Raw genomic sequence first — 22,575 nt, 5'->3', positions numbered from 1 at the left:
TTCAAAAGGGTAATCATCCCGTCCGTATGAGGATCAGGATTTTGGTTCTCTTTTTCCCACCACTCTTTTTCAAAAAAATAGTAGTAGTAGTAAGATCTTTAATATCTTTTGAATCGGACATTTCAGTCTGATCACTACCCGAATTCGACTTATGATCGGACATATGTGTCTGATCATAAGTGTTTCGATCGGACATTATTGTCTTATCACTGTTGAATGAAGGGACATTTTTATCTGATCGAATCAGAAGGTGCTTACTGTAAAAGTGGATGAACTCAAACGGGCTTCCAAAGGTTGGAGTACATCCGAGCAATTCATGCTGGCAATGGCGTTGCAACTGTTCAATGGCCGAAACAATAATGCCCAAGCTTTTCACCAAAGCGCAGGAGAGTGAAGCAGACCGTCTTGTTTTCTACACCGCCATCCCCTTCTTTATGATTGAAAAGTTAAATTTGTCATCAGTGAGAAGTGAAGCTATAGGATACATCTCCCGGGAATTCAGTGTCCCGCTAAATTTTGCAAAAATACGCTATGAGCAAATTGAAGATCGTATTAGGCAAGGTGAATTTCTATCCGCCATTGAATCAACTGCTGCCACTCGTGAAATCATTCGTGACTCTCCAGAAAGTTACACCGCGAATCGTTGCAACCTATTTATTCGCGCTTATTACAATTGGGATGGCGATTGCTCCCGGCCAGACACCCTGATCATCGAACAACCTGACGGCTTTGACTGGGACAACCCGTTAGTAATCGAGGTTGGTGGAAATTATGTAAGCTGCGACAGACATGCCCTCTTATATGTCCCATGATTCAGCGACTATACTATCCGGGGATCTCTCGATCCGGCAGGATCGCAAGGGCTTCGTTGCTATAAACTTATCGCGCGTGGCATGGCGACTTGGCAAACTGTCGACACGGCTATTTTTATCAATGGAAACAATAGACGATGCTTTGAACTTTTGAAATCTTGAGGGGAGTGTTGCAAACAAAAAATTATTCTTATGATTAAAATTTCTAAGGAGGAACTTATGAAAGGCCGTGTATATCCAAGAGGAAAAACGTACACGTATGTTTTCGATCTCCCCCCGGATGCATTAACCGGTGAAAGAAACCAAAAAAATAAAAGGGGATTTAAAACTGAAGCATCAGCTTGATCAGCTTACAGAAAGGCAATGACCGATGCCGAGAAAGGATTAGATGTTAAGACAACAAACATCACCTTAGAAAAATATCTCTATGAGTATCTTGAAACACATGCAAAGCCTAATTTCAAGCCAACGTCCTACGATACTGAAAAAACCATTATCGAGGCCCGAATTATACCTGTACTCGGTAAAGTGAAGTTGCAGGCACTTACCCCGCGTGCCACCAAAGGCTTTTATGCTTAGCTCAGGAAAAAGTATTCCAAAGATTATGTGAAGCAGCGTCATACTCATGCTTCATTTTTACTAGCGATTGGAATAAATCCAAAGGTTGCCGCCGAATGCTTGGGCATGACTCCGGCGATGTTCAAAGAGAGGTACTCACATCTGTTGCCGATCATGCAGGAAGAAGCCGTTGACAGAATTGAAAATGAACTCAATATCGCAGAAAAGCAACTTGAACCCGTGGAATAAAAGTCTCCATTAGCAAATCCGTTAGCAAGCTTTAAAATATGGCCTTTCCCCACTCAAGCCTAATCGCTCCGAGGAGCCTATAAATAGAAAAAAACCCTTGCTACGCAAGGGTTTTGAGAGAATGGGCCCTACAGGACTCGAACCTGTGACCAATCGGTTATGAGCCGACCGCTCTAACCAACTGAGCTAAGGGCCCTGAACAAAAATGTATAACGTTCAGATGATGGCTGTGAATCATCCAGTAAAACTAAATTGCGGGGGCAGGATTTGAACCTGCGGCCTTCGGGTTATGAGCCCGACGAGCTACCGGGCTGCTCCACCCCGCGTCAGTAAGAAATATTAAAACAGCGACTTAATTAATATACACCATACCTACCCATTAAGTCAAGGGGTAATGTTTAGGGGATAAAGCGTACACCATATCTCCCCTTTTTTGAACGATATACTTCCACTTCAGCCGGCTCGTTATGGCCATAAATCCAACCATCCTGCTCCATCCGTTTTGCAAGACACCCTGCCTGAAATTTGGTTGCATACAATTTGCTGAAATATACCCAGTGCATTCCACTCGTCCTTTCTTGAAGTCATCATTTATCCCTGCTTTTGTAGAATACCCCAATTCCATAAAAATAGCCGCCGAAGATATAAATCTCCAGCGGCTGCATCTATGATTTTATTACAAGATCATCTAACTTTTATTGAAACGTGGCTTTAGGGTTCTTTTTCAATTTCTCCAGCATCTCGTTCCCTTTGGCTGCCCATTCACCAAGCGCTTCTTTTGGTGTTTTTTTGTTCGCAAGAACTTGATTGAAGTATTCCATACCCTTATCACTTACTTGCCACAGGTTCGGCATTTTTTGATACATTTTATCCAAGTTCGTATTGGTCGGAGGTACAGGTTTCAATGTATAGAATGCCTGAATGTTGTAATCCAAACCATCCTTCGGTTTAATGAAGCTTTTCCGAGAAACCATCTCATAACTGCTGCGCGCTTTGATCTTCGCCCAATCTTCACTGTTCATATACTTGATCAATTCCCACGCATCATCAGGGTTCTGAGCTGAACTATTAATGGCCATAAGGTTGCTCAGATAAATATTGCCTCCAATTTCAGGAGCCTCCGGATGAACTGGAGGAGTGACAACATCCCAGTCTACCTTCGTAAAATCTTTCATTTTATCCGCATTTTTATTGGCATCAATCAATTGATTAATGTAACTGTAATCTCCAATCACCATGGCTGTTTTGCTACTCAGGAACAGATCACCCTGAAGCGGATTATAACGTCCACTCTCATCCTGATTATCCTGCGGTTCGTCTCCTTTAGGGATGACTTTATCTAAGGCGAGTTTGCTTATCGTGCTCCATACTTTCTCCCACTGAGGAGAATCTACAGTCATTTTCTCCGCTTTGTCATCAAAAATTTTCAGCTGCAAAGAGTTATAATACTGCGACATCGTATAGTATGGAGAACCGCCTTGATAGGTACTGAAAGAGAAACCAAATACATGGTCTTTTCCTTCACCTTTGGTAAGGCGTGTACCCAAGTTGAAAATATCATCCCAAGTCATGTTATCCGTTGGAGGCTCCACGCCTGCTTTTTCAAACATACCCTTGTTATAGAACAAAGCTGAAGAGGAAAACGTTGGCGTCAAAGCGTAGATGCTCTGATCTCCCAAATCCTTGATTCCTTCGAGAACACTTGGCACAATATCCGTAGTATCAAACTTGTCTTCCTGCATCAGTGGGTCCAGTTGTTTCACCATGTTTTCCTGAATTAACGACTTGACTGTCGCCGTATCAGCCACGATGACGTCTACCGGGTTATCCCCTGTCATAATCTTCTTCAAGCTTTCCATCGTATCCGGAATGTCCTGCTGTTCTTCCTGGTTACCATACCCATACATGCTGCCCTGATCTACCGCTGGTACAACTTCAATCGTTATATTTGGATGTGTCAATTCAAAAGCATCGGTAAACTGCTGACGGAAATAACTGTCATCCTGCCCCCCCCATAACGTCGCTACACGCAGTACACGCTGCTCGTTATCCTTGGACTCACTCGCTGTACAACCCGCAAGCAGCGGCAAAGCCAGACTGGCTGTAGCCAGCACGGCTAGCACCCGTTTTCCCCAAAACCTGTTCTTCATCTCCCAATTCCCCCTCTAAAATTATCTTGGCGGTGTAATGACAATACGTTCACCGTCAAATTCCAATGTGGCACGATTATCAATGGACAGCGCCTCCAGATACTCCTTGGGCACCTGAAGACGTCCCGCCCGGTCAATAATGACAAAAGCTTCATGAATATCCGGGGCTCCTGCCTCCGATAAGCCATGTTCGTCATCCAGATTCGGATTGCGTTTCACAAACTCGGTGCTAGTCAAACCGTCCCGAATCGCCACGATGCGGTCCACCTTACCAGCAAGGGTTAGATCATGAGTAACAATTACAATCGTGACCCCGAGCTCCTTGTTCATTTTGCGAAAAATGCCCATGATGGTATCACATGTCTCTGAATCCACCGAACCTGTTGGCTCATCGGCAAGCAGCAGCTTGGGGCGATTCGATAGCGAGATGGCAATTGCCACCCGCTGCTGCTCCCCACCGGATAATTGATGCAGCTTGTTGTGCATGCGATCCTTCAGTCCAACCCACTCCAGCAGCTGCATGGCATAGGCGCGATCTCTCTTGCCTCCCAAAATCATGGGCGTTTCCACGTTTTCCAGTGCTGTAAGGTATGGCAGCAGGTTACGGCCGTTATTTTGCCAAATGAACCCTACGGTGTGACGTTTGTACTCCACCAATTGGGCATCTGTCATTTTCAGCAAATCCCAATCCCCGACAACGGCTGTACCAGCTGTTGGACGATCAAGTCCACCCAGAATGTTGAGCAATGTGGATTTACCACTACCACTGTTACCGATAATGGCCATCATTTCACCTTGATTGACAGTCAGATTGAGACCTTGAAGGGCAACGACTTCCACATCGCTGGATTTAAAAATTTTGACAAGTCCTTCGCATTGGATCACGTTTACCTCTCCTCTCCCATTTTGACTGCCTGGTGAACACGCAGCCTGCGGATTTGCCACAGCAGCATCGTTGCTCCAATGATCAGCATGACCACGGTCACGCCGTACAGTTGCAACATATCTTTCTCTTCAAATACAATTCGGAACGGAGGTACCTGTGCGGACACATTATCTGTCGTTTGCAGGAAGGGCAGGAACAGACGGCTGGATACCTGACCAATGCCAATACCAAGAATGATGGACAGACCTGCCGTGAACACCTGCTCCAGCAGCAACATACCGCTCAATTGCGCCCTGGATAACCCCATCGCCCGCAGGACACCGAACTGTACTACACGCCCGGATAGATTGAAGAACCAGTACAGAATGTATCCGATTAGGGAAATAATCACCGACACAAGGAATCCGAGACTCAATATGCCGAACACTCCACCCCTTGATGGATGTTTGCCCTGGGATACCAGCTCTGTACGCACATCGCGTACAGACGATAACTCAATGCCTTCAGCTGCAAGTTTCTCCATCAAAGGAGCAACTTTGGCATCCGGCTCCATCTTAAGCCAGACCTCATATGGAATCAGAGGCACCTGATCATAGATATAATCCAGATTGGCAATGAAAAACGGCATCTGATCCGGATACTGGGCAGGCCAGTAAGGTATAATGCCAAAGACCACAAATTCAATCGCCTGGCCCTGTACACCAATGGAGACGAGGTCTCCGGTTTTGAGCTTGAATTTGTCTGCAAATTTGGAAGAGATCAATACGGCCCCTTCATATTTTCCAAGCAAGTCAAGGTACTTATAAGGATGAGCCGGGAACAGATCGTTGCGGAACCACGCCACTTGGGCAAAATCCACATTGTCGATCCCCACCAGCATTCCCTGTCCACCTGATTTGCCAGAGACAATAATATTGCCTTTCGTTTGCAGCACTCTCGCTGCATGTTCGACACCATTCAGGCTGCGGAACACTTCAAAAGGTGGCTCGGAATAGATCATCTTCGTGGGTTGTGAAGTACCACCGCCCCCACCTGTTCCACCTCCACCACCGTTACCGCCGCCTCCAGAACCACCACTACCGTTTCCTCCACCCTGTCCACCGCCTGAACCTCCGTTTTGTCCGGAACCCGTTGGCTTAACCTCAGGTGTGCCTTCCCATACCGTCTGCATAATAACATCCGAACCATAGCGATATAATGTGCGCTCGGTTGAGTTCAGATCAATGGTACGAGCCGCCGCCGAGTTATACACACCGAGTCCGAGTGTCAATACAAGCAGGATCATCAAGGGATAATAAGAAGATGATGAACGCGAAAGTTGCGTCAGTGTCAGATACAGTGGAACCGGGAGAAACTTACGCCCGATCAGCTGTATCAGCTTCAAAATCCACGGGAACAACCGTAAGAAGAACAGTCCCAGTGCAAAGATCGCGAGTGCCGGTACAAAGAACAGAAACGGCTGCACCTGAAGCTGATCTGTCGTCATTCCGGTCTGGAACGTCAACATTTGCCGTTCATAGAACAAGTAGTATCCATATCCTGCGAGCCCCAACAGCGCGATATCCAGGAACCAGCGCTGCCATACCGGCGCACGATCTGTACGTGCTTGCCGACGCTTAGCCGATACAATCGTGGCCCGCGCATAGGTTACTGCCGGAATGAGCGAGGCTATGATTGCCACTAACACGGCGATAAGGCCAAGCAGGATGGCTTCCTTTGATATTCCAATTGGAATGGATTTCCGATCCACGAACGACAGGAATCCGCTCGCTGAACCGATGCTTTTCGCCATAAACCATCCAAGAAACGGGCCGATGACAAGAGCAATCGCTCCCAGGAATATACCTTCAAGCAGATAAAGAGAGAAGATCTGCCGGGCAGAAGCTCCGCGACTGCGAAGAACCGCGATGTCACTTTCCTGCTTTTGTAGTGACTGTCTAGCATTCATGGCTATAAAATAAAAGACCATCGCAATCATCGGTGCTGCCAATGTGAACAGCATGGTCTGCAATTGCAGACTCTGACTGCGGAATTGTTTCAACAGATCCCCGAAGGTGATGTCCACTTTCGTATCCTTCAACCGCTGATACAGATCGATATCCAGCCTTTCCAGCACAGAGGTCAATCCCGAGAGCTGGCTCGTTTGAATCTCTTTCAGATCAAATGCATAATACCAACGTGAATTCTGAAGAGGGATCCCTTTTTCCTTTAACAAAACATTATTAAATACCGATTCATCCACATATAGTCCATTCATCATACCGTCAAATCCCTGTACCCAATACGGGCTGCTAGGATCATCGGCTTTGAAAGAACCTATAATCTTCACACGCAACGTAATATCGAGACCGCTGTAAATCGGATATTCCAGAACATCTCCGATATGCAGATCGTTACGATACATACCCTCTTCGAGCATAACCGCTTCAATCGTATCGTCCTTGACCTGGTTGCCCGGCTTCACTCCCGCAGAATAATTAACCTGTGCATCCAGGCCTGTCATCGTACCCAGACTCATGCTGCGGACCCGGCTGGCATCCACTTTCGTCGGGTCTTCCGGGTTCACTTCCGTGCTGCGGATGGAACGGGAGTTCACATACGTATGAAAAGGAAATCCGATGTCACGAGGCACATCCTCACGAATATATCGATCCACCTCTTCCAGACCACGTGTGTCTGTCTTCACACCACCAGGTGCCTGGTAACTCATGAGCAACGAGCCGGCTGGCAGTCCCTCACTGTTATCCTGCAGCGTCTGGGCCACGACCCGCTTCAGCGCACCATCGGCATACATTGGAATACTAACGGTGAACGCTACCGCCACAATCAGTCCGATCAGTGTGCTGAACGTCATCCAGCGAGTGTTCCACATTTTGCGGAACAACAGTCGAAGCAATGGCAGCCCCATTAGCGGCCCACTACTTTCTGTCCAACGGTCAGACCTTTCAGAATCTCCACATCCGTGGATGTCTGCTGCCCGACTTCTACGTCCACTTCACGCTTGCTTCCATCACTCTCCACCACTTGCACGTACGTTCTTGAACCGATGGAGCGCAGAGCGGATACAGGAATGACAATCGCGTTCTCTGTACGCTGCGTGACAATTGACACCGTTAGAGGTGTACCGCGTTCAACACCCTTCGGCATTTTCGCCAGCGAGACGATCACATATTGATCCAAGCTTTCTTTTGCTGGAGGCGTTCCGCCTTCTCCTGAACCTCCGCCGGTACCACTTCCACTTCCCGATGCTTGGGCAACAGGCATCACTTTGACTTTGCCAGCCACTTTGCCTGCGCCATTAATGTCCACATCCGCCTTCATGCCAGCCGAGAACTTTTCCAGATCTTCCTTGGCAAACGTAGCTGCGACAACCAGGTTGGATGTATCTGCTATGGTCGCAATCGGGTCATAAGCTTTGACAGCCGCGCCCTTCTCCACCTGTACAGCAATGATTGTTCCACCGAATGGAGCGGTCAAAGTGGCTTTACCCAACTGATCCTCCAGATCGGCGAGTTCCTGACGTAGCTCTTCAAAGGCAATCGTGGACTCTTCGAACTCTACCGGGTCCATCTCATCCCGTTTGCGAAGCGTTTCCTTCATTTGCACTTCCGATTTGCGAATCTGCAGGTTTTTGGCCCGGATTTCCTTCTCCACGCTCTCTACATCAAGAACAGCGAGAAGTTGACCTTTTTTCACTTTATCCCCTGGTTTTACATTCAACTCTTTGATATGCATACCGTCCAGCGTAAAATACACCTTTTCCTCCCGCTGGCTCATCATCTTGCCGCTTCCGCTTACTTTCTTCTCCAGCGTCTCCGTCCGAACTTCATATTCCGGCTTCTTGGAGATCGTTGGCGGTGTAATCGGCGGAAGTACTTCTTCCTCTGTCTCAGCCGGCAGCAAAGAGCAGCCGGACATCGTTGCAGCCACTATCGCACTAAGCACAATAAGCGCTGCGCGTTTCCCCCTCTTCGGAGCGGCCCCTTTACTTGATAAATCTGCCGTCCGCCATTTCATAAACATGGTCCGCAACCTCCAAAATCGTAGGATCGTGTGTAGTCATACAGATCGTTACTTGTTCAACTTCAATAATATTGCGAAATACAGCCATAACCTGTGCTCCCATTTTGGAATCGAGTTCAGCTGTCGGCTCATCCGCGAGCAATAATCTCGGTCTGTGGGCTATCGCCTTGGCGATGGCCACCCGCTGCTGCTCTCCCCCGGACATCTCGAATGGACGGTGCTTGACCCGTTTGGTTAGTCCGACCAGATCCAGACAATGACCTACCCGGTCCTTCCATTCCGAACGCGGCACGTCCGCCATGCGCAGCGACAGCTCTACATTTTCCCAGGCAGACAACAAAGGCATAAGTGCATACGCCTGAAAAATAAAACCAATTTCTCTGCGCCGCAAAGCGGTCCGCCGCCGGTCGCCCCAATCCTGAAGAGGCTGGCCGGAGAACAGAATATCTCCACTTGATGGCTGATCCAGCCCACCCAACATATTGAGCAGCGTCGTTTTCCCTGAACCTGACCGCCCTTTCAACATCACCAGCTGTTGCGGGTTCACTTCCATATCGATGCCTTTGAGCACATGAATAATACGGCTACCCGTCTGGAAACTGCGATGAACATTGCGAACCTCCAGCACAGGTCCGTCATATGGAGGCAACAGATCCTTCTTGGAGGACTCGGACTTCACTTCAGGTTCAGCTGCTGCAACCGCAACTTCCTCCTGGCTTGTTTCACTGGTTATGTCGTGCGGATCGATGGATGTATTCTGCGGTTCACTTATGTATGCCGATTCCTCCTGCGCGACTGGTTCCCTATGCTCCGTTTGTCCGACTGCACTGTCCTCGCCTGACTGGCTCTTGGCAGGTCTGATTTTGGAAAATAAATTCTTCATGCCAGCAATCACGCTCATCCTTTCTTCATATCCCGTTCACTTCATCAAGACACTAAAAATAGAAATCTATTCCATACTACACTGCATTATAAACGACGGATCACAACTAAAAGTTACAAGCTTTTTACAACGTTCCCGTGAAAAAGTTAATATTTTGATGAACAAACGAAAAAAGCACCCCAACGAGCGGGATGCCTCTTGAATATTCGATGAATTTGCCTCTATGGCGGCAATCATTACAATTTTGATACCGTTCACAAGCAAACCTTTCAATCCGGTGTGAATGATATTATTTACCAAATGAAGAAGGATCTTCACGCCAGGATTTGAGCAGTTCAAAATCACTTTCCTGAATTGTACCCTCAGCCAAAGCTACATCCATCAGAGCTGTGTAATTGGACAGAGTTTGCAGCGGAATTCCCGCTTCTTCAAAAGCCTTAATGCCTTTGTCCAGCTGATAGCTGAAAATCGCCAGTACTGCCAGTGGAGTCGCCCCAGCTACACGTACTGCTTCAGCAGCCTTGATTGAACTGCCACCTGTCGAGATCAGGTCTTCAATGACAACAACCTTCTGCCCCTCAGTGATCAGACCTTCAATCAGGTTCTCTTTGCCATGTCCTTTGGCTTTATCACGAATGTAAGCCATCGGTAGATTCAGCTTTTGCGCCACCCATGCAGCATGTGGGATACCCGCAGTTGCAGTACCTGCGATGACTTCTGCATCGGGGTATTGATCACGAATGATCGCAGCAAAAGCTTCAGCGATGTCGTTACGAATCTCGGGATAAGACATCGTTAGACGGTTATCACAATAGATTGGTGATTTGATGCCGGATGTCCAGGTGAATGGCTGCTGCGGCCGCAGCGCTACCGCTTTAATTTTCAACAGTTGGGAAGCAATATGGTTAGGAATTTCAGTAAGTTCGATCATGCGTTCAACATCTCCTTCAAAATGGTTTCTGCCGCTTCACGCGGATTGGGAGCGCCCGTAATTGGTCTGCCTACAACAATGTAATGGCTGCCTCTGGCAATGGCTTCACCTGGCGTCAGGACACGAGTCTGGTCTCCGAGGCCACTTCCCGCTGGACGAATGCCTGGTGTGACCGTGTGAAAATCACTGCCACAGGCTGCGCGGATCGCCGGTACTTCCAGCGGGGAAGCAACGACGCCATCGAGACCTGCCTCATGGGCCAGTCCTGCATAACGGACTACTGCTGCCTCAACGCTGCCCTGGATGCCGATCTCGGTATTCATCGTTTCCTGACTGGTACTGGTCAGCTGGGTAACCGCAATAATCTCAGGTCTGCGAAGAGAAGGATCAGCAGCCAGAGCCGCCTCTGCACCTTCACGGGCAGCACGCATCATGCTTGTACCTCCAGCTGCATGTACATTGAACATATCCACTCCCAGACGGGTGATACTTTCAGCACCCCCACGAACCGTGTTGGGAATATCATGCATCTTCACATCAAGGAATACCGAGTACCCCTTCGACTTCAGCTCGCGAATGAAGTCCGGGCCAGCGGCGTAAAAGAGCTGCATGCCCACCTTCAGATAGCAGGGAATGCCTTCTAAAGCTTGTACCAATTCCTGTGCTTGCTCTACTCCGGGATAATCGAGTGCCACCATCAGACGGCCAGCCATTTCGTTGAAATTCGGGTGATTCATATTCCAGCGCTCCTTCCAAAAGCTTGATTTTTCCGTTTTTGCCCGATATAAAGGACATCCCGCCAGCCCGAAGGCTGACTGATGTCCTTGATCAGTGACAAATCGTCTTATTTATTGTACAAGAGCTGGCATAGCCTCAGAGGAGAAGTTGATCGTTTGCAGCATGATCAACAGGGCACGGATCGTATCCAGTGAAGTCATACATACAATGCCGTTCTCTACCGCCTCACGACGAATACGGAATCCGTCACGCTGCGGGGTTTTGCCTTTGGTCAGCGTGTTGAACACAAAGTTTGCTTCGCCGCTGCGAATCATATCGAGAATGTTCGGCGAACCTTCACTTAATTTATTTACCGTCGTCACCGGAATGTTCGCTGCTTCAAGCGCAGCTGCCGTACCTCCGGTAGCCATGATTTTGTATCCCAGTCTATAGAAACCTTCAAGCAGTGGAACAGCTTCCTCTTTGTCTTTGTCGGCTACCGTTACCACGATTGCTCCGGTAGCTGGGATCTTCATGCCTGCACCGATGAGACCTTTGAACAACGCTTTAGCGTAATTCGGGTCACGACCCATAACCTCACCTGTGGATTTCATCTCAGGTCCAAGCGTTGGTTCCACACGACGCAGCTTCGCGAAGGAGAAGACCGGAACTTTTACGGAAACATGATCCGATTCAGGCCACAGACCGTCCACATATCCGAGGTCTTTTAGCTTCACGCCCAGAATGGCTTGTGTTGCCAAGTTCGCCATCGGAATGTTGGTTACTTTGCTCAGGAAAGGTACTGTACGGGATGAACGCGGGTTCACCTCGATGATGTACACTTCACCCTTATGGATAACAAACTGGATGTTAACCAAACCGATCGTTTTCAGTTCTTTTGCAATCTTGATTGTAATCTCTACAATTTTCTCTTTGAGATCCTGGGACAGGTGCTGTGGCGGATAAACCGCGATGGAGTCGCCGGAGTGAACCCCTGCGCGCTCGATATGCTCCATGATCCCCGGAATCAGTACCGTTTCACCATCACAGATCGCGTCAACCTCAACCTCTTTACCCATCATGTAACGGTCGATCAGGACCGGATGCTCCGGATTGATTTTAACCGCCTGCTCCATATATGTCAGCAATTCTGCATCGGAGTACACAATCTCCATCGCACGACCGCCGAGTACATAGGAAGGACGAACCAGTACCGGGTAGCCCAGACTTTGAGCCGTTTCAACCGCATCATCTACCGAAATGACTGTTTTCCCTTTTGGTTGTGCAATTTCCAGACGTGAGAGCAAACGCTCGAACTTCTTGCGATCCTCTGCCTCATCAATGTTTTCCAGATCTGTTCCGAGAATCGTTACACCAGCGGCACGCAGTGGTGCTGCCAGGTTGATTGCCGTTTGGCCACCAAACTGTACGATAACACCTACAGGCTGTTCCTGTTCGATTACGTTCATTACATCTTCGAAGAACAGGGGTTCAAAGTACAAGCGATCTGATGTATTAAAGTCCGTAGACACGGTCTCCGGGTTGTTATTGATGATAACTGCTTCATAGCCTGCTTTTTGCAGAGCCCATACTGCGTGTACTGTTGAGTAGTCAAACTCAATCCCTTGACCGATCCGGATTGGACCGGAACCAAGCACAACTACTTTTTTCTTATCTGAAGGAATGACTTCATTCTCAGTTTCGTAAGTAGAGTAGTAATATGGCGTTGTTGCTTCAAATTCAGCTGCACATGTATCTACCATTTTGTAGACTGGGCGAAGGTTTTCCTCTTCACGACGTGCTCTGACTTCAGCTTCTTTCGTTAGCGTACCTCCTGGTTGACCTTCAGCCCGCAGCTCAGCAATGGCACGGTCTGTGAAACCAAGACGCTTCGCTTGATACAAGGTTTCGGAGGACAATTCGGATTCCTCACGAATGCGATCTTCGAAGCGGATCAGCCCTTCGAGTTTATCCAGGAACCACCAGTCAATCTTCGTCAGATCTTGAAGCTGTTGCAATGTATACCCTCTGCGGAATGCTTCAGCGATCAGGAAGATACGCTCATCGTCAGCTTTGACCAGACGCTCGTTCAGCGTTTCTTCATCAAGGGTTTCGGCATCTTTCAGATACAGACGGTGTACGCCGATTTCCAGGGAACGAACAGCTTTATGAATTGACTCTTCGAATGTACGGCCAATCGCCATAACTTCGCCTGTCGCTTTCATCTGTGTACCCAGTTTGCGGTTCGCTGAGATAAACTTGTCAAACGGCCAGCGTGGGATTTTGCTCACGATATAGTCCAGTGTTGGCTCAAAGCATGCATATGTTTGGCCCGTTACCGGATTCACGATTTCGTCCAGTGTGTAACCCATTGCAATTTTGGCAGCCATCTTAGCAATTGGATATCCCGTTGCTTTGGAAGCTAGTGCCGAAGAACGGCTTACCCGTGGGTTAACTTCGATAACATAGTATTGGAAGCTGTGCGGATCAAGCGCAAACTGTACGTTACATCCACCTTCAATGTTGAGGGCACGGATAATTTTCAGGGAAGCTGAGCGCAGCATTTGATATTCACGGTCAGACAACGTCTGGCTTGGTGCCACAACGATACTGTCACCTGTATGAACACCTACCGGGTCAAAGTTTTCCATGTTGCAGACCACGATACAGTTATCGTTTTTGTCCCGCATAACCTCATACTCGACTTCTTTCATGCCTGCGATGCTCTTCTCAACCAGACATTGACCGATCGGGCTATACCGAATACCTGCTACGACTGTCTCACGCAGTTCTTCTTCGTTGGCACAGATTCCGCCGCCTGTTCCGCCAAGCGTGTAAGCTGGACGGACGATGATTGGATAACCAATCTCATTCGCAAAATCAAGTGATTCCTCAAGTGTAGTTACGATTACACTCTCAGGTACAGGCTGTTCCAGCTCGCGCATCAGATCACGGAACAAGTCACGGTCTTCCGCTTTCTCAATGGAAGTGAGCTGAGTTCCGAGTAGTTTAACATTCTCACGTTCAAGCACACCGGCACGTGCCAGTTCCACAGCCATGTTCAGACCTGTTTGACCACCAAGGGTAGGCAGCAAACCGTCTGGACGTTCCTGACGAATAATTTGCGTTACAAAATCCAGTGTGATTGGCTCGATGTATACTTTGTCAGCCATGTTGGTATCCGTCATGATCGTAGCCGGGTTGCTGTTGATGAGTACAACTTCCACGCCTTCTTCTTTCAGTGCCTGGCATGCTTGTGTACCGGCATAGTCGAACTCGGCCGCTTGACCGATGACGATTGGACCTGAACCAATCACCAGGATTTTTTTGAGATCTTTGTTAATCGGCATGTTATTGTGCTCCTTTCACTGCGGCTGCCAGTACGGCTTGACGCGGCTGTTGCGGGTGAGTAATCTTGTGTTCCCGAATCATCTCGATAAAGCGGTCGAACAGATAGCTGTTATCATATGGTCCTGGCGCTGCTTCCGGGTGATACTGAACGGAAAACGCCGGGAATGTTTTATGTTTTAGACCTTCAATGGTCTTATCGTTATTGTTGATATGTGTCACTTCAAGCTCCGTATTTTTCACGGATTCTTCGTTTACAGTGTAACCGTGGTTCTGAGATGTGATGAAGCAACGTCCGCTCTCCAGTTCTTTAACCGGGTGGTTTCCGCCACGGTGTCCAAACTTGAGCTTCTCTGTGTCGGCTCCTGCCGCAAGTGCGAACAGTTGGTGACCCAGGCAGATTCCGAAGATCGGATATTCGCCGAGCAGTTCACTGATCATTTTAACCGCGTGAGGAACGTCTTTCGGGTCCCCAGGGCCGTTGGACAGCTGGATGCCATCCGGGTTCATGCGGCGGATTTCGTCCGCTGTTACATCATGCGGAACTACGACAACGTCACAGTTACGTTTGCTGAGTTCACGCAAAATCCCTGTTTTTGCACCGTAGTCAACCAATACAATGCGTTCAGCCGTTCCCGGGCTGTTGTAAACATGTTGAGTAGAAGTCATAGGAACCTGATTACGCAGCTCAGCGATGCTGGTGTCTCCCATCATCTCCAGCAACTCTTCCACAGGTTTCGATCCTGTTGTGAGAATTCCTTTCATTGTGCCGTGGTGACGAATCCGGCGAGTCAGCATCCGTGTATCAATCTCGCTGATCCCAACGATGCCATACTCTTTAAGCAAATCGTCTACGCTGTATTCCGCACGCCAGTTACTTGGTGTCGGCTCATGACGGCGTACCACAAAACCATGTACGAACGGACGAATCGACTCGAAGTCGTCACGCGTAATGCCGTAGTTACCAATCAGTGGGTACGTCATGGTTACGATTTGACCGCAATAAGAAGGATCCGAAAGCACCTCTTGATAGCCTGTAATTCCCGTATTAAAAACGACCTCACCTGTTGTTTCACCTTCAGCACCGAACGCTTTCCCGGTGAACAGTGTGCCGTCTTCCAACAATAATCTTGCCTGTGCCTGCATCCCATTTCACTCCTCTGTGTTTATCAACGTTGAATACTTTGAGTTGAACTGGGAGACGTTACGTTTGGTGCGGCTTCGTGGGCAGAAAACCCTTTGATCGCTGTTATCAACAGATTCATTTGAATTAAAACCTCATAGGGTTGAATCTGTTGATAAAGGCGAGCACTTCGTTTCTTCGGGTCTTTTCTGTCAGCTCCGCAGTTACGTTGTTGTCCAAGTTCAAAATCATGACATTCAACTTTGCTTTGTTTCGTATGTTTGACTCTCGGCATGGTCTGCCTCGAGTTAGTTGTAAAGTTGTTACTGGTCTATACATTTTTAATTTAAAGCTATGAAGACTAGTTGTTTGATCAATTATTCAAAACCTGATGATGTAATTGATGTAGCGGTTCAGCAAGATGCCGTTTTACTGTTGTACCGTATTATTCCACACGCTTTTGCCGTCCACCCATGTTTGTGTGGCCCAGCCTTTCAGCTTCCAGCCTGTGAATGGTGTGTTTCTTCCTTTGGTTGCGAATGTTGCAGGATCAACCGCTTTTTCCTCGTTCAGGTCAATCATCGTGATGTCCGCAGGTGCTCCCTCTTCCAGTTTGCCAGTATCCAGCCGGAATACCCGTGCCGGATCAGCTGTCATGCGTTTCACGAGGAAGTCTAGGCTCCAAAGCCCTGTTTCCACAAACTTCGTGTACAACAGCGGGAAAGCTGTTTCGAATCCGACGATGCCGAAAGGTGCCAGCTCCATGCCTTTTGCTTTTTCTTCTTCGCTATGCGGCGCGTGATCGGTAACGATCATGTCCAGCGTTCCGTCCAGCAAACCTTCGATACAAGCTTGCACATCGCGTGGTGAGCGAAGGGGCGGGTTCATCTTCCAGTTGGCATCCATACCTGGGATATCCTCATCAGACAATACCAGATGGTGCGGACATACCTCAGCAGTTACTTTAATACCGATGGACTTCGCCAGGCGAATCAAGCGAACCGACTGCTCCGTACTTACGTGGCAGACGTGGTAGTGAACTCCCGTTGCTTCTGCAAGCAGGATATCACGGCCTACGTGGATGGCCTCAGATTCATTTGGGATACCTTTGATACCGTGACGCTTCGAAAACTCGCCTTCTGTCACATATCCGCCAACAACCAATGAGTCGTCTTCGCAGTGAGCGATGACTGGCATATCCATGCTTGCTGCAAGGCTCATAGCATCTTTCATCATTTGAGCGTTTTGTACGCCAACGCCATCATCCGTGAATCCAATCGCACCCGCTTCTTTCAATGCAGCGAAATCCGTAAGCTCACGTCCAAGCTCGTTCTTCGTAATAGCTGCATAAGGCAGTACTTTTACCAGGTCGGCTTCTTTGGCTTTATCCAAAACCAGCTTAACGACATCCGCGCTGTCGGTTACCGGTCTTGTGTTCGGCATACATGCAATCGTTGTAAAACCGCCTTGTGCTGCCGAACGGGCACCCGTCTCGATCGTCTCTTTATGCTCGAATCCAGGCTCACGCAGATGCACATGCATATCAATCAAACCGGGAATGACCAGTTTGCCTGAAGCATCGGTTACGCTATGCGCTGATTGCTCTGCTTTCAGTACCGCTTCGTCTTCCACTCCAGCGATCTTTTGAATTTTTCCTTCATCTATAATGATCGTTTTCCGTTCAAGTTCCCCTTGTTGATTCAAGATGTTCGCGTTCTTTATAATCTGTAGCATAATTGCCCTCCGCTTCGGTTCTGTCCGACTTGCCAGAAAAGCCGGATGATTTTCTTTATCGTGTACCCTCACATTGCTCTATAAGAACTTCCGTCCCGTCAGCCTATGACCCACAGCCAGACCCTGTTACAGTTTCATCGCACGTTCCATGACCGCCATGCGGATTGGAACACCGTTTGCCATCTGCGGGAAGATCCGCGATGCTGCGCTCTCCACTACCGCGTCATCCACCTCGACATTTCGGTTCACAGGAGCAGGGTGCATAATGATTGTGCTTGGTTTCAGGCGTGACGCCCGTTCTTCCGTCAATCCATAGTGTTCGCGATAATCCTCAGCCGAAGTAATCAAGCCATGTTTATGACGTTCCAGTTGAACTCGGAGCATCATGACTACATCCGCATCGAGAGCTTCTTCCAGACCTACATAAGGTGCGTGTTCTGCGAGCTCCGGTGCCTGCATCGTTTGCGGTGCGCAGAAGCGCACATCTGCACCAAACTTTTGCAGTGCCCACAGATTAGAGCGAGCTACACGGCTGTGTAGGATGTCTCCGATAATTGACACACGCAAACCTTTCAGCTCACCGAAAGCCTTCCGCATCGTGTAGAGATCCAGCAGCGCCTGTGTAGGATGCTCGTTATTCCCATCTCCGGCGTTCACCAGTGGAACATTCACTTTCTGAGCCAGTTGTTGCAGAACCCCCGAAGGTTTCAATCGGATCACCCCTGCGTCGATGCCCATGGACTCCAGTGTGCGTACCGTATCATAGATGGATTCACCTTTCTCCACGCTTGATGCAGCCGCCGTGAAGTTCAGTACTTGTGCACCCAGACGTTTTTCCGCCATCTCAAATGAGAAGCGAGTACGCGTGCTGTTCTCGAAGAACATGTTGGCTACGAAGTGGGATTCCAGTACAGGAACCAGTTTCTCCTTCTGCGCTTCCCAGTGTGCTGCTCTGTTCAGAATGGATTCGATCTCATCACGACTAAGTTCCTTGAGGCCAAGCAAGCTCCGGTCCTTCAATGCTGGTTGTGTAATCATCATGCTTGTTCCCCCCGGTTCTGAATGATCTTGACTTCGTCCTGTCCGTCCGTTTCCATGAGCGCAACCACGATCTCCTCTGATTTGGAAGTCGGCACATTCTTGCCGATAAAATCAGGTCGTATCGGAAGTTCCCGGTGTCCGCGATCTGCGAGAACCGCCAGCTGAATGTTCTGTGGTCTTCCACAGTCCATCAGGGCATCCATCGCTGCGCGAATCGTCCGTCCGGTATAAAGCACATCATCGAACAAAATCACTTTTTTGTTATGAATTGAAAGTGATTCAGGTGTCATCGTCAACAGTTCCTTGCGATTCGCTTTATTCTCATCCAAGCGATCATCGCGATAAGGGGTCACATCGAGTTCTCCCCAAGGGATCGGTGTACCTTCGATTTCTTCAATCTTGGCGGCGATCCGTTCTGCGAGGTATACACCCCGTGTTCGAATTCCGATCAGTACACAGCCCTCAATACCTTTGTTTTTTTCCAAAACCTCATGGGCAATCCGTGTTAATGCGCGGCGGATCGCGGTTTCATCCATAATGACATGTGTCTCTGTGCTCATGCGTTCAGCCTCCTCAGGATTTACCTTTCAGATCATGGCCCCGTGACGAGGAGAACAAAAAAGACTCCTTGCCGTGTTTATTGGCAAGGAGTCTCCGAACTTCAGACCGCTCTGAAGAAAGTTTACTCTCGGGATGCATCGCTTCATTTGCCGCAGCAAAAAAACGATGTATCGTTCACGTTACCTTGCCAGTCTCACGGGACTGATTTAAAGGTGCTATTCATGTCGTTCATATTGAAGGACCTCACAGGGTTCTATACTCAATATGTCCGTTTGTCTTCATGAATTATGACAGAAAGACAACCCTCTGTCAACACCTCAACATCACAGGCGAAATTCCACTACTGTATTCCCTTTAGAACTAGAATCAGCAGTTCGGCTGAAAAACATCCAAACACATCACATTTCATTCGTTATTCATAATTATACAATAATTCTGTATATTTATCCATAGGAAATTGCAGAGGACCTTACAACCAAAATAATCCTCTGTCTATAATCCAAGTTGAGACAAAGCTCTCCCCCTTTGGAACATGCAATGAGTTTAGTCATAACTATTTTAAGTTCTGAAGGCATTTTCAATATGATCCATCTCTTCTAATTTTAGAGTTCAACGTCAAGAAACACGGAATACATGAAGGCTCTGCATTAGTCCCCAGTGAAATGGGTAAAGTTTATAAACATGAAACAATTCATTGATGCTTCAATAAAGCCGATATACATAAGGATTTACAAATACGCGACATAGAAATAAGATAAGACCTACATTTATTTACATTTAGGAGGAAGTTATGCGTCACATTTGGCAAGTTTACAAAACAGACTGGTTGCATATTTTGAAGGTTCCCACAGGTATTTTTCTAATTGTGGCTATTATTTTACTACCCGGGGTGTATGACTGGGTCAACGTGAAGTCCGTATGGGACCCGTACAGTAACACCCAAGGAATTAAAATTGCGGTGACAACCGAGGACAAGGGTGCAACTGTTGCAGGAACTAACGTCAATATTGGAGACGAATTGGTGTCCAGCCTGAAACAGAACGAAAAGCTGGGATGGACTTTTGTGGACCAGGCTGAGGCTGATCGTGGTGTACAAACAGGAGAGTATTATGCAAGCCTGCTCATTCCTGGGGACTTTTCAACCAAAATTACAGGTATCGTTGACGGGAAGCTGGAGCGCCCAGAGGTAATCTATACCGTTAACGAGAAGGTTAATGCCATCGCTCCAAAAATCACAGGCTCTGGTGTATCTGCGATTACAACACAAATCAATGAAAATTTCACGGAAGCCGTCAGTCAGGCTGTTCTAACCAAATTGAAGGAAGCCGGAGTTGAGATTAATGCCCAGCTTCCAACTTTGCGCAAGATGGAGAATGGCATATTCACGCTGGAGAAAAATCTTCCGGATATACAAGCTGCAGGTCAAAAGGTACTGGAAGTAGAAAAAGCCATGCCTGGTATCGTAAAAGATGCTCAAAAGATCGTCGAAATCGAAAAAAAACTACCCGAAATCAATGATGCTGCACAATATGTGCTCAAGGTGCAGGAGTATTGGCCTCAAATTAATGATGCGGCATCCGAGGTGTTGGCTATTCAGGGGCGGATTCCCGATATTCAAAAAGCCGTAGAACGTATTCAAGAAGTGGATGCGAACTTTGGTCAGGTATCTGGTGTCATCCAAACGGCCCTGGATAAAACCGATAAGGCTCTCTCTATCGTAACCGCCGCAGAGCAAGATCTGGACAAAGTATCCCAAATCGCTGGTAGCGGGATTGAGCTGGCCGAAGGCTTGAATCGGTTTGTGGATTCCAGTGAAGAAGCATTTCAGACCATAGGCCCGGCAATCCGGCAAAACCTGCTGTTGGTGCAACAAATCGCAAACGCTGCGTCAGACGTATTTGGGCAATTGCAGAATACGGATCTTACTAAACTGCCGACAGCAGAAGATCTGGACCGGATCGCTGCCCGCTTGGGGATTGCGGTAAAACTCGTCGACAGTATGGCAGAACTACTGGGCAAAATCGACAACTTGCTTCCAAGCCATCCACTTGCTAATAAAATTACGCAGCTGAACACCATTTCAGATAAACTTCAGTTGCAAATCCGCCTGGCTGGGATTATCAGTGATGCTCTGCGTCGCAATACAACTCCACCCGCAGACGTCATCGCCCAGTTAAATGCTCTCTCCAAGGAGATTAGCAGCGGCATTAGCAATTTCATGAACACCTACGAGAGCGAAATATCGCCGGCTCTTGCGGCTGGTGCGGATAAGCTGAGGTCTATCCTTTCCACTTCAGCAGATACACTACAGGGAGCAAGAGATCGAATTCCGGATATTGCGGACATTCTTGCATCAGCCAAAGAAGGCATTACGTTTGGGCAGACTGAATTGACAAAAATCCAGACCGAACTGCCCCAAATACAATCTAAGATTCATGAGATATCGGAGACGCTCGCAAATAAAAGTGAAGGCTTTATCCAAGCTTTGAACACAGTGTCTTCATTAATACGAAACGATCTGCCCAAGCTGGGGACCAAGCTGAATGAAGCGGCTGATTTTGTTCGGAACGATCTGCCCAATGCTGAGAAACAGATAAGCAAGGCATCCGATTTTGTACAAAATCAGCTTCCGGAGGTCGAACAAGGAGTACATCGTGTTGCCACGCTGGTACGTGATGATCTGCCTGCATTGGAAAGTGCCATCAGCAAGGCAGCAGACAAACTTAGAGAAGTCGAAGGCAATAACCAGTTTGCCGAGCTCGCCAAGCTTTTGCGCGGCGACATTGAAGAAGAAAGTGCTTTCCTAGCAAGTCCGGTGCAAATCAAGGAACAGCAGCTTTACCCGATTCCGAATTACGGATCAGCCATGTCACCATTTTATGGCGTGCTGTCCTTGTGGGTCGGCTCAACGCTGCTGATTTCCCTGCTTCGTGCCGAAGCTGAGAATCCAGAAGGCAAGTTCCGGGGATACGAGTTGTATCTTGGACGTCTTGCCACTTTTCTGACGATTGGATTGCTTCAGGCGATCTGTGTCAGCCTGGGAGATATCTTGATCCTCGGCACCTATGTCGCAGATAAACTGTGGTTTGTCCTATTTGCCATGCTGGTGAGTGCCGTATTTGTCACCATAACGTACACCTTGCTGTCCGTTTTTGGGAATATCGGAAAAGGGATCGCGATCATCTTCATGGTGTTCCAGTTCTCAAGCTCCGGTGGGACGTTTCCGATCAGTATGACATCGCCCTTTTTCCAGGCATTGAATCCGTTCATGCCCTTCACGTATGCGATCAGCCTGCTACGTGAGTCGGTCGGCGGCATCCTGTGGTCGACTGCCATTAAGGATATTCTGTGGTTATGCATGTTTATCGCGCTGAGTCTCATCATTGCACTCGCTTTGAAACGTCCACTCAGCAGTCTCACTAAACGTTCAGCCGAGAATGCCAAGAAGACCAAAATCATTGCTTAAAAGCGTCCCAGAGACCCTCTGCGTAATGAACGCAGTGGGTCTTTTGTTTGAAACCAACAGCACATATCGAATGAATCATGCCAAACAAGACAA

At 48.1% G+C, this 22,575-nt stretch carries 19 protein-coding genes and 2 tRNA genes; 6 read left to right on the top strand and 15 right to left on the bottom strand.

Features of this window, described 5'->3' with window-relative positions:
• Positions 1–250: 250 nt before the first annotated feature.
• The 5 genes from ACR1R9_RS05455 to ACR1R9_RS05435 all read left to right on the top strand — a co-directional run bounded on the left by ACR1R9_RS05455 (position 251) and on the right by ACR1R9_RS05435 (position 1,619).
• Positions 251–394: a hypothetical protein gene (locus ACR1R9_RS05455; protein WP_433921561.1), complete on the top strand. Its 144-nt coding sequence runs from the start codon at positions 251–253 to the stop codon at positions 392–394.
• Positions 345–812 (top strand): hypothetical protein, encoded by a 468-nt coding sequence (locus tag ACR1R9_RS05450; RefSeq protein WP_433921562.1) that lies wholly within the window; start codon positions 345–347, stop codon positions 810–812. The genes ACR1R9_RS05455 and ACR1R9_RS05450 overlap by 50 nt, the downstream gene beginning before the upstream one ends.
• A gap of 192 nt (positions 813–1,004) precedes the next feature.
• The gene (locus ACR1R9_RS05445; protein ID WP_433948807.1) at positions 1,005–1,157 is read left to right on the top strand and encodes an Arm DNA-binding domain-containing protein; all 153 of its coding nucleotides are present in this window, start codon (positions 1,005–1,007) and stop codon (positions 1,155–1,157) included.
• A gap of 18 nt (positions 1,158–1,175) precedes the next feature.
• Positions 1,176–1,391 carry an N-terminal phage integrase SAM-like domain-containing protein gene (locus ACR1R9_RS05440; protein ID WP_433921564.1) on the top strand — a complete coding sequence of 72 codons (216 nt, stop codon included), beginning with the start codon at positions 1,176–1,178 and terminating at the stop codon, positions 1,389–1,391.
• Between the two features lie 27 nt (positions 1,392–1,418).
• Positions 1,419–1,619: a hypothetical protein gene (locus tag ACR1R9_RS05435; RefSeq protein WP_433921565.1), complete on the top strand. Its 201-nt coding sequence runs from the start codon at positions 1,419–1,421 to the stop codon at positions 1,617–1,619.
• A gap of 122 nt (positions 1,620–1,741) precedes the next feature.
• Here ACR1R9_RS05435 and ACR1R9_RS05430 read toward each other — a convergent pair.
• From ACR1R9_RS05430 to pyrR, 15 genes are all read right to left on the bottom strand, one after another.
• Positions 1,742–1,815 (bottom strand) — tRNA-Ile (locus ACR1R9_RS05430).
• A 56-nt stretch (positions 1,816–1,871) separates the two neighbouring features.
• Positions 1,872–1,945, bottom strand: a tRNA-Met gene (locus ACR1R9_RS05425).
• A 72-nt stretch (positions 1,946–2,017) separates the two neighbouring features.
• The gene (locus tag ACR1R9_RS05420; protein ID WP_167666091.1) at positions 2,018–2,182 is read right to left on the bottom strand and encodes a hypothetical protein; all 165 of its coding nucleotides are present in this window, start codon (positions 2,180–2,182) and stop codon (positions 2,018–2,020) included.
• Positions 2,183–2,314: 132 nt separating this feature from the next.
• Positions 2,315–3,769: an ABC transporter substrate-binding protein gene (locus tag ACR1R9_RS05415; RefSeq protein ID WP_310853717.1), complete on the bottom strand. Its 1,455-nt coding sequence runs from the start codon at positions 3,767–3,769 to the stop codon at positions 2,315–2,317.
• A 21-nt stretch (positions 3,770–3,790) separates the two neighbouring features.
• Positions 3,791–4,654, bottom strand: coding sequence for an ABC transporter ATP-binding protein (locus ACR1R9_RS05410; RefSeq protein WP_063567873.1), 864 nt, complete (start codon positions 4,652–4,654; stop codon positions 3,791–3,793).
• Positions 4,655–4,656: 2 nt separating this feature from the next.
• On the bottom strand, positions 4,657–7,563 hold the full coding sequence (locus tag ACR1R9_RS05405; protein WP_175383148.1) for an ABC transporter permease: 2,907 nt from the start codon (positions 7,561–7,563) through the stop codon (positions 4,657–4,659).
• Positions 7,563–8,678 carry an efflux RND transporter periplasmic adaptor subunit gene (locus tag ACR1R9_RS05400; protein ID WP_099858485.1) on the bottom strand — a complete coding sequence of 372 codons (1,116 nt, stop codon included), beginning with the start codon at positions 8,676–8,678 and terminating at the stop codon, positions 7,563–7,565. The genes ACR1R9_RS05405 and ACR1R9_RS05400 overlap by 1 nt, the downstream gene beginning before the upstream one ends.
• On the bottom strand, positions 8,641–9,561 hold the full coding sequence (locus ACR1R9_RS05395; RefSeq protein ID WP_433921566.1) for an ABC transporter ATP-binding protein: 921 nt from the start codon (positions 9,559–9,561) through the stop codon (positions 8,641–8,643). Before ACR1R9_RS05395 ends, ACR1R9_RS05400 begins: the two co-directional genes overlap by 38 nt.
• Before the next feature lie 289 nt (positions 9,562–9,850).
• Positions 9,851–10,492, bottom strand: a complete 642-nt coding sequence (gene pyrE, locus ACR1R9_RS05390) for an orotate phosphoribosyltransferase (protein ID WP_062326374.1) — start codon at positions 10,490–10,492, stop codon at positions 9,851–9,853.
• Complete coding sequence (pyrF, locus tag ACR1R9_RS05385; protein WP_433921567.1) at positions 10,489–11,229, bottom strand: orotidine-5'-phosphate decarboxylase; 741 nt, start codon at positions 11,227–11,229, stop codon at positions 10,489–10,491. Before pyrF ends, pyrE begins: the two co-directional genes overlap by 4 nt.
• A gap of 111 nt (positions 11,230–11,340) precedes the next feature.
• Positions 11,341–14,559 carry a carbamoyl-phosphate synthase large subunit gene (carB, locus tag ACR1R9_RS05380; RefSeq protein WP_076288147.1) on the bottom strand — a complete coding sequence of 1,073 codons (3,219 nt, stop codon included), beginning with the start codon at positions 14,557–14,559 and terminating at the stop codon, positions 11,341–11,343.
• A 1-nt stretch (position 14,560) separates the two neighbouring features.
• Positions 14,561–15,703, bottom strand: coding sequence for a glutamine-hydrolyzing carbamoyl-phosphate synthase small subunit (carA, locus tag ACR1R9_RS05375; protein ID WP_053784194.1), 1,143 nt, complete (start codon positions 15,701–15,703; stop codon positions 14,561–14,563).
• A gap of 406 nt (positions 15,704–16,109) precedes the next feature.
• A complete protein-coding gene (locus ACR1R9_RS05370) occupies positions 16,110–17,414 on the bottom strand; it encodes a dihydroorotase (protein WP_163755290.1) in 1,305 nt (434 codons plus the stop codon).
• 126 nt (positions 17,415–17,540) lie between these two features.
• Positions 17,541–18,452, bottom strand: coding sequence for an aspartate carbamoyltransferase catalytic subunit (locus ACR1R9_RS05365; RefSeq protein ID WP_094939311.1), 912 nt, complete (start codon positions 18,450–18,452; stop codon positions 17,541–17,543).
• Entirely contained in the window at positions 18,452–19,015 is a 564-nt protein-coding gene (pyrR, locus tag ACR1R9_RS05360) for a bifunctional pyr operon transcriptional regulator/uracil phosphoribosyltransferase PyrR (protein ID WP_076288144.1), read from the bottom strand. The genes ACR1R9_RS05365 and pyrR overlap by 1 nt, the downstream gene beginning before the upstream one ends.
• A gap of 791 nt (positions 19,016–19,806) precedes the next feature.
• Here pyrR and ACR1R9_RS05355 point away from each other — a divergent pair.
• Positions 19,807–22,482, top strand: a complete 2,676-nt coding sequence (locus tag ACR1R9_RS05355; RefSeq protein ID WP_433921568.1) for a YhgE/Pip family protein — start codon at positions 19,807–19,809, stop codon at positions 22,480–22,482.
• The last annotated feature ends 93 nt before the right edge of the window (positions 22,483–22,575 follow it).

It is taken from the genome of Paenibacillus taichungensis (genome assembly GCF_050994985.1).
GTDB classification, from domain to species: domain Bacteria; phylum Bacillota; class Bacilli; order Paenibacillales; family Paenibacillaceae; genus Paenibacillus; species Paenibacillus taichungensis.
Note: the sequence above shows the minus strand (reverse complement) of the source record. Positions and strands in the feature narration are given on the sequence as shown.

Excerpts from the sequence above, each read along its gene's own strand:
- ACR1R9_RS05355 (WP_433921568.1), top strand. The coding sequence starts at position 19,807 with ATGCGTCACATTTGGCAAGTTTACAAAACAGACTGGTTGCATATTTTG.
- ACR1R9_RS05395 (WP_433921566.1), bottom strand. The coding sequence starts at position 9,561 with ATGAAGAATTTATTTTCCAAAATCAGACCTGCCAAGAGCCAGTCAGGC.
- ACR1R9_RS05415 (WP_310853717.1), bottom strand. The coding sequence starts at position 3,769 with ATGAAGAACAGGTTTTGGGGAAAACGGGTGCTAGCCGTGCTGGCTACA.
- carA (WP_053784194.1), bottom strand. The coding sequence starts at position 15,703 with ATGCAGGCACAGGCAAGATTATTGTTGGAAGACGGCACACTGTTCACC.
- ACR1R9_RS05400 (WP_099858485.1), bottom strand. The coding sequence starts at position 8,678 with ATGTTTATGAAATGGCGGACGGCAGATTTATCAAGTAAAGGGGCCGCT.
- ACR1R9_RS05420 (WP_167666091.1), bottom strand. The coding sequence starts at position 2,182 with ATGCACTGGGTATATTTCAGCAAATTGTATGCAACCAAATTTCAGGCA.
- pyrF (WP_433921567.1), bottom strand. The coding sequence starts at position 11,229 with ATGAATCACCCGAATTTCAACGAAATGGCTGGCCGTCTGATGGTGGCA.
- carB (WP_076288147.1), bottom strand. The coding sequence starts at position 14,559 with ATGCCGATTAACAAAGATCTCAAAAAAATCCTGGTGATTGGTTCAGGT.
- ACR1R9_RS05365 (WP_094939311.1), bottom strand. The coding sequence starts at position 18,452 with ATGATTACACAACCAGCATTGAAGGACCGGAGCTTGCTTGGCCTCAAG.
- ACR1R9_RS05445 (WP_433948807.1), top strand. The coding sequence starts at position 1,005 with ATGATTAAAATTTCTAAGGAGGAACTTATGAAAGGCCGTGTATATCCA.
- ACR1R9_RS05440 (WP_433921564.1), top strand. The coding sequence starts at position 1,176 with ATGACCGATGCCGAGAAAGGATTAGATGTTAAGACAACAAACATCACC.
- pyrE (WP_062326374.1), bottom strand. The coding sequence starts at position 10,492 with ATGATCGAACTTACTGAAATTCCTAACCATATTGCTTCCCAACTGTTG.
- pyrR (WP_076288144.1), bottom strand. The coding sequence starts at position 19,015 with ATGAGCACAGAGACACATGTCATTATGGATGAAACCGCGATCCGCCGC.
- ACR1R9_RS05450 (WP_433921562.1), top strand. The coding sequence starts at position 345 with ATGGCCGAAACAATAATGCCCAAGCTTTTCACCAAAGCGCAGGAGAGT.
- ACR1R9_RS05405 (WP_175383148.1), bottom strand. The coding sequence starts at position 7,563 with ATGGGGCTGCCATTGCTTCGACTGTTGTTCCGCAAAATGTGGAACACT.
- ACR1R9_RS05370 (WP_163755290.1), bottom strand. The coding sequence starts at position 17,414 with ATGCTACAGATTATAAAGAACGCGAACATCTTGAATCAACAAGGGGAA.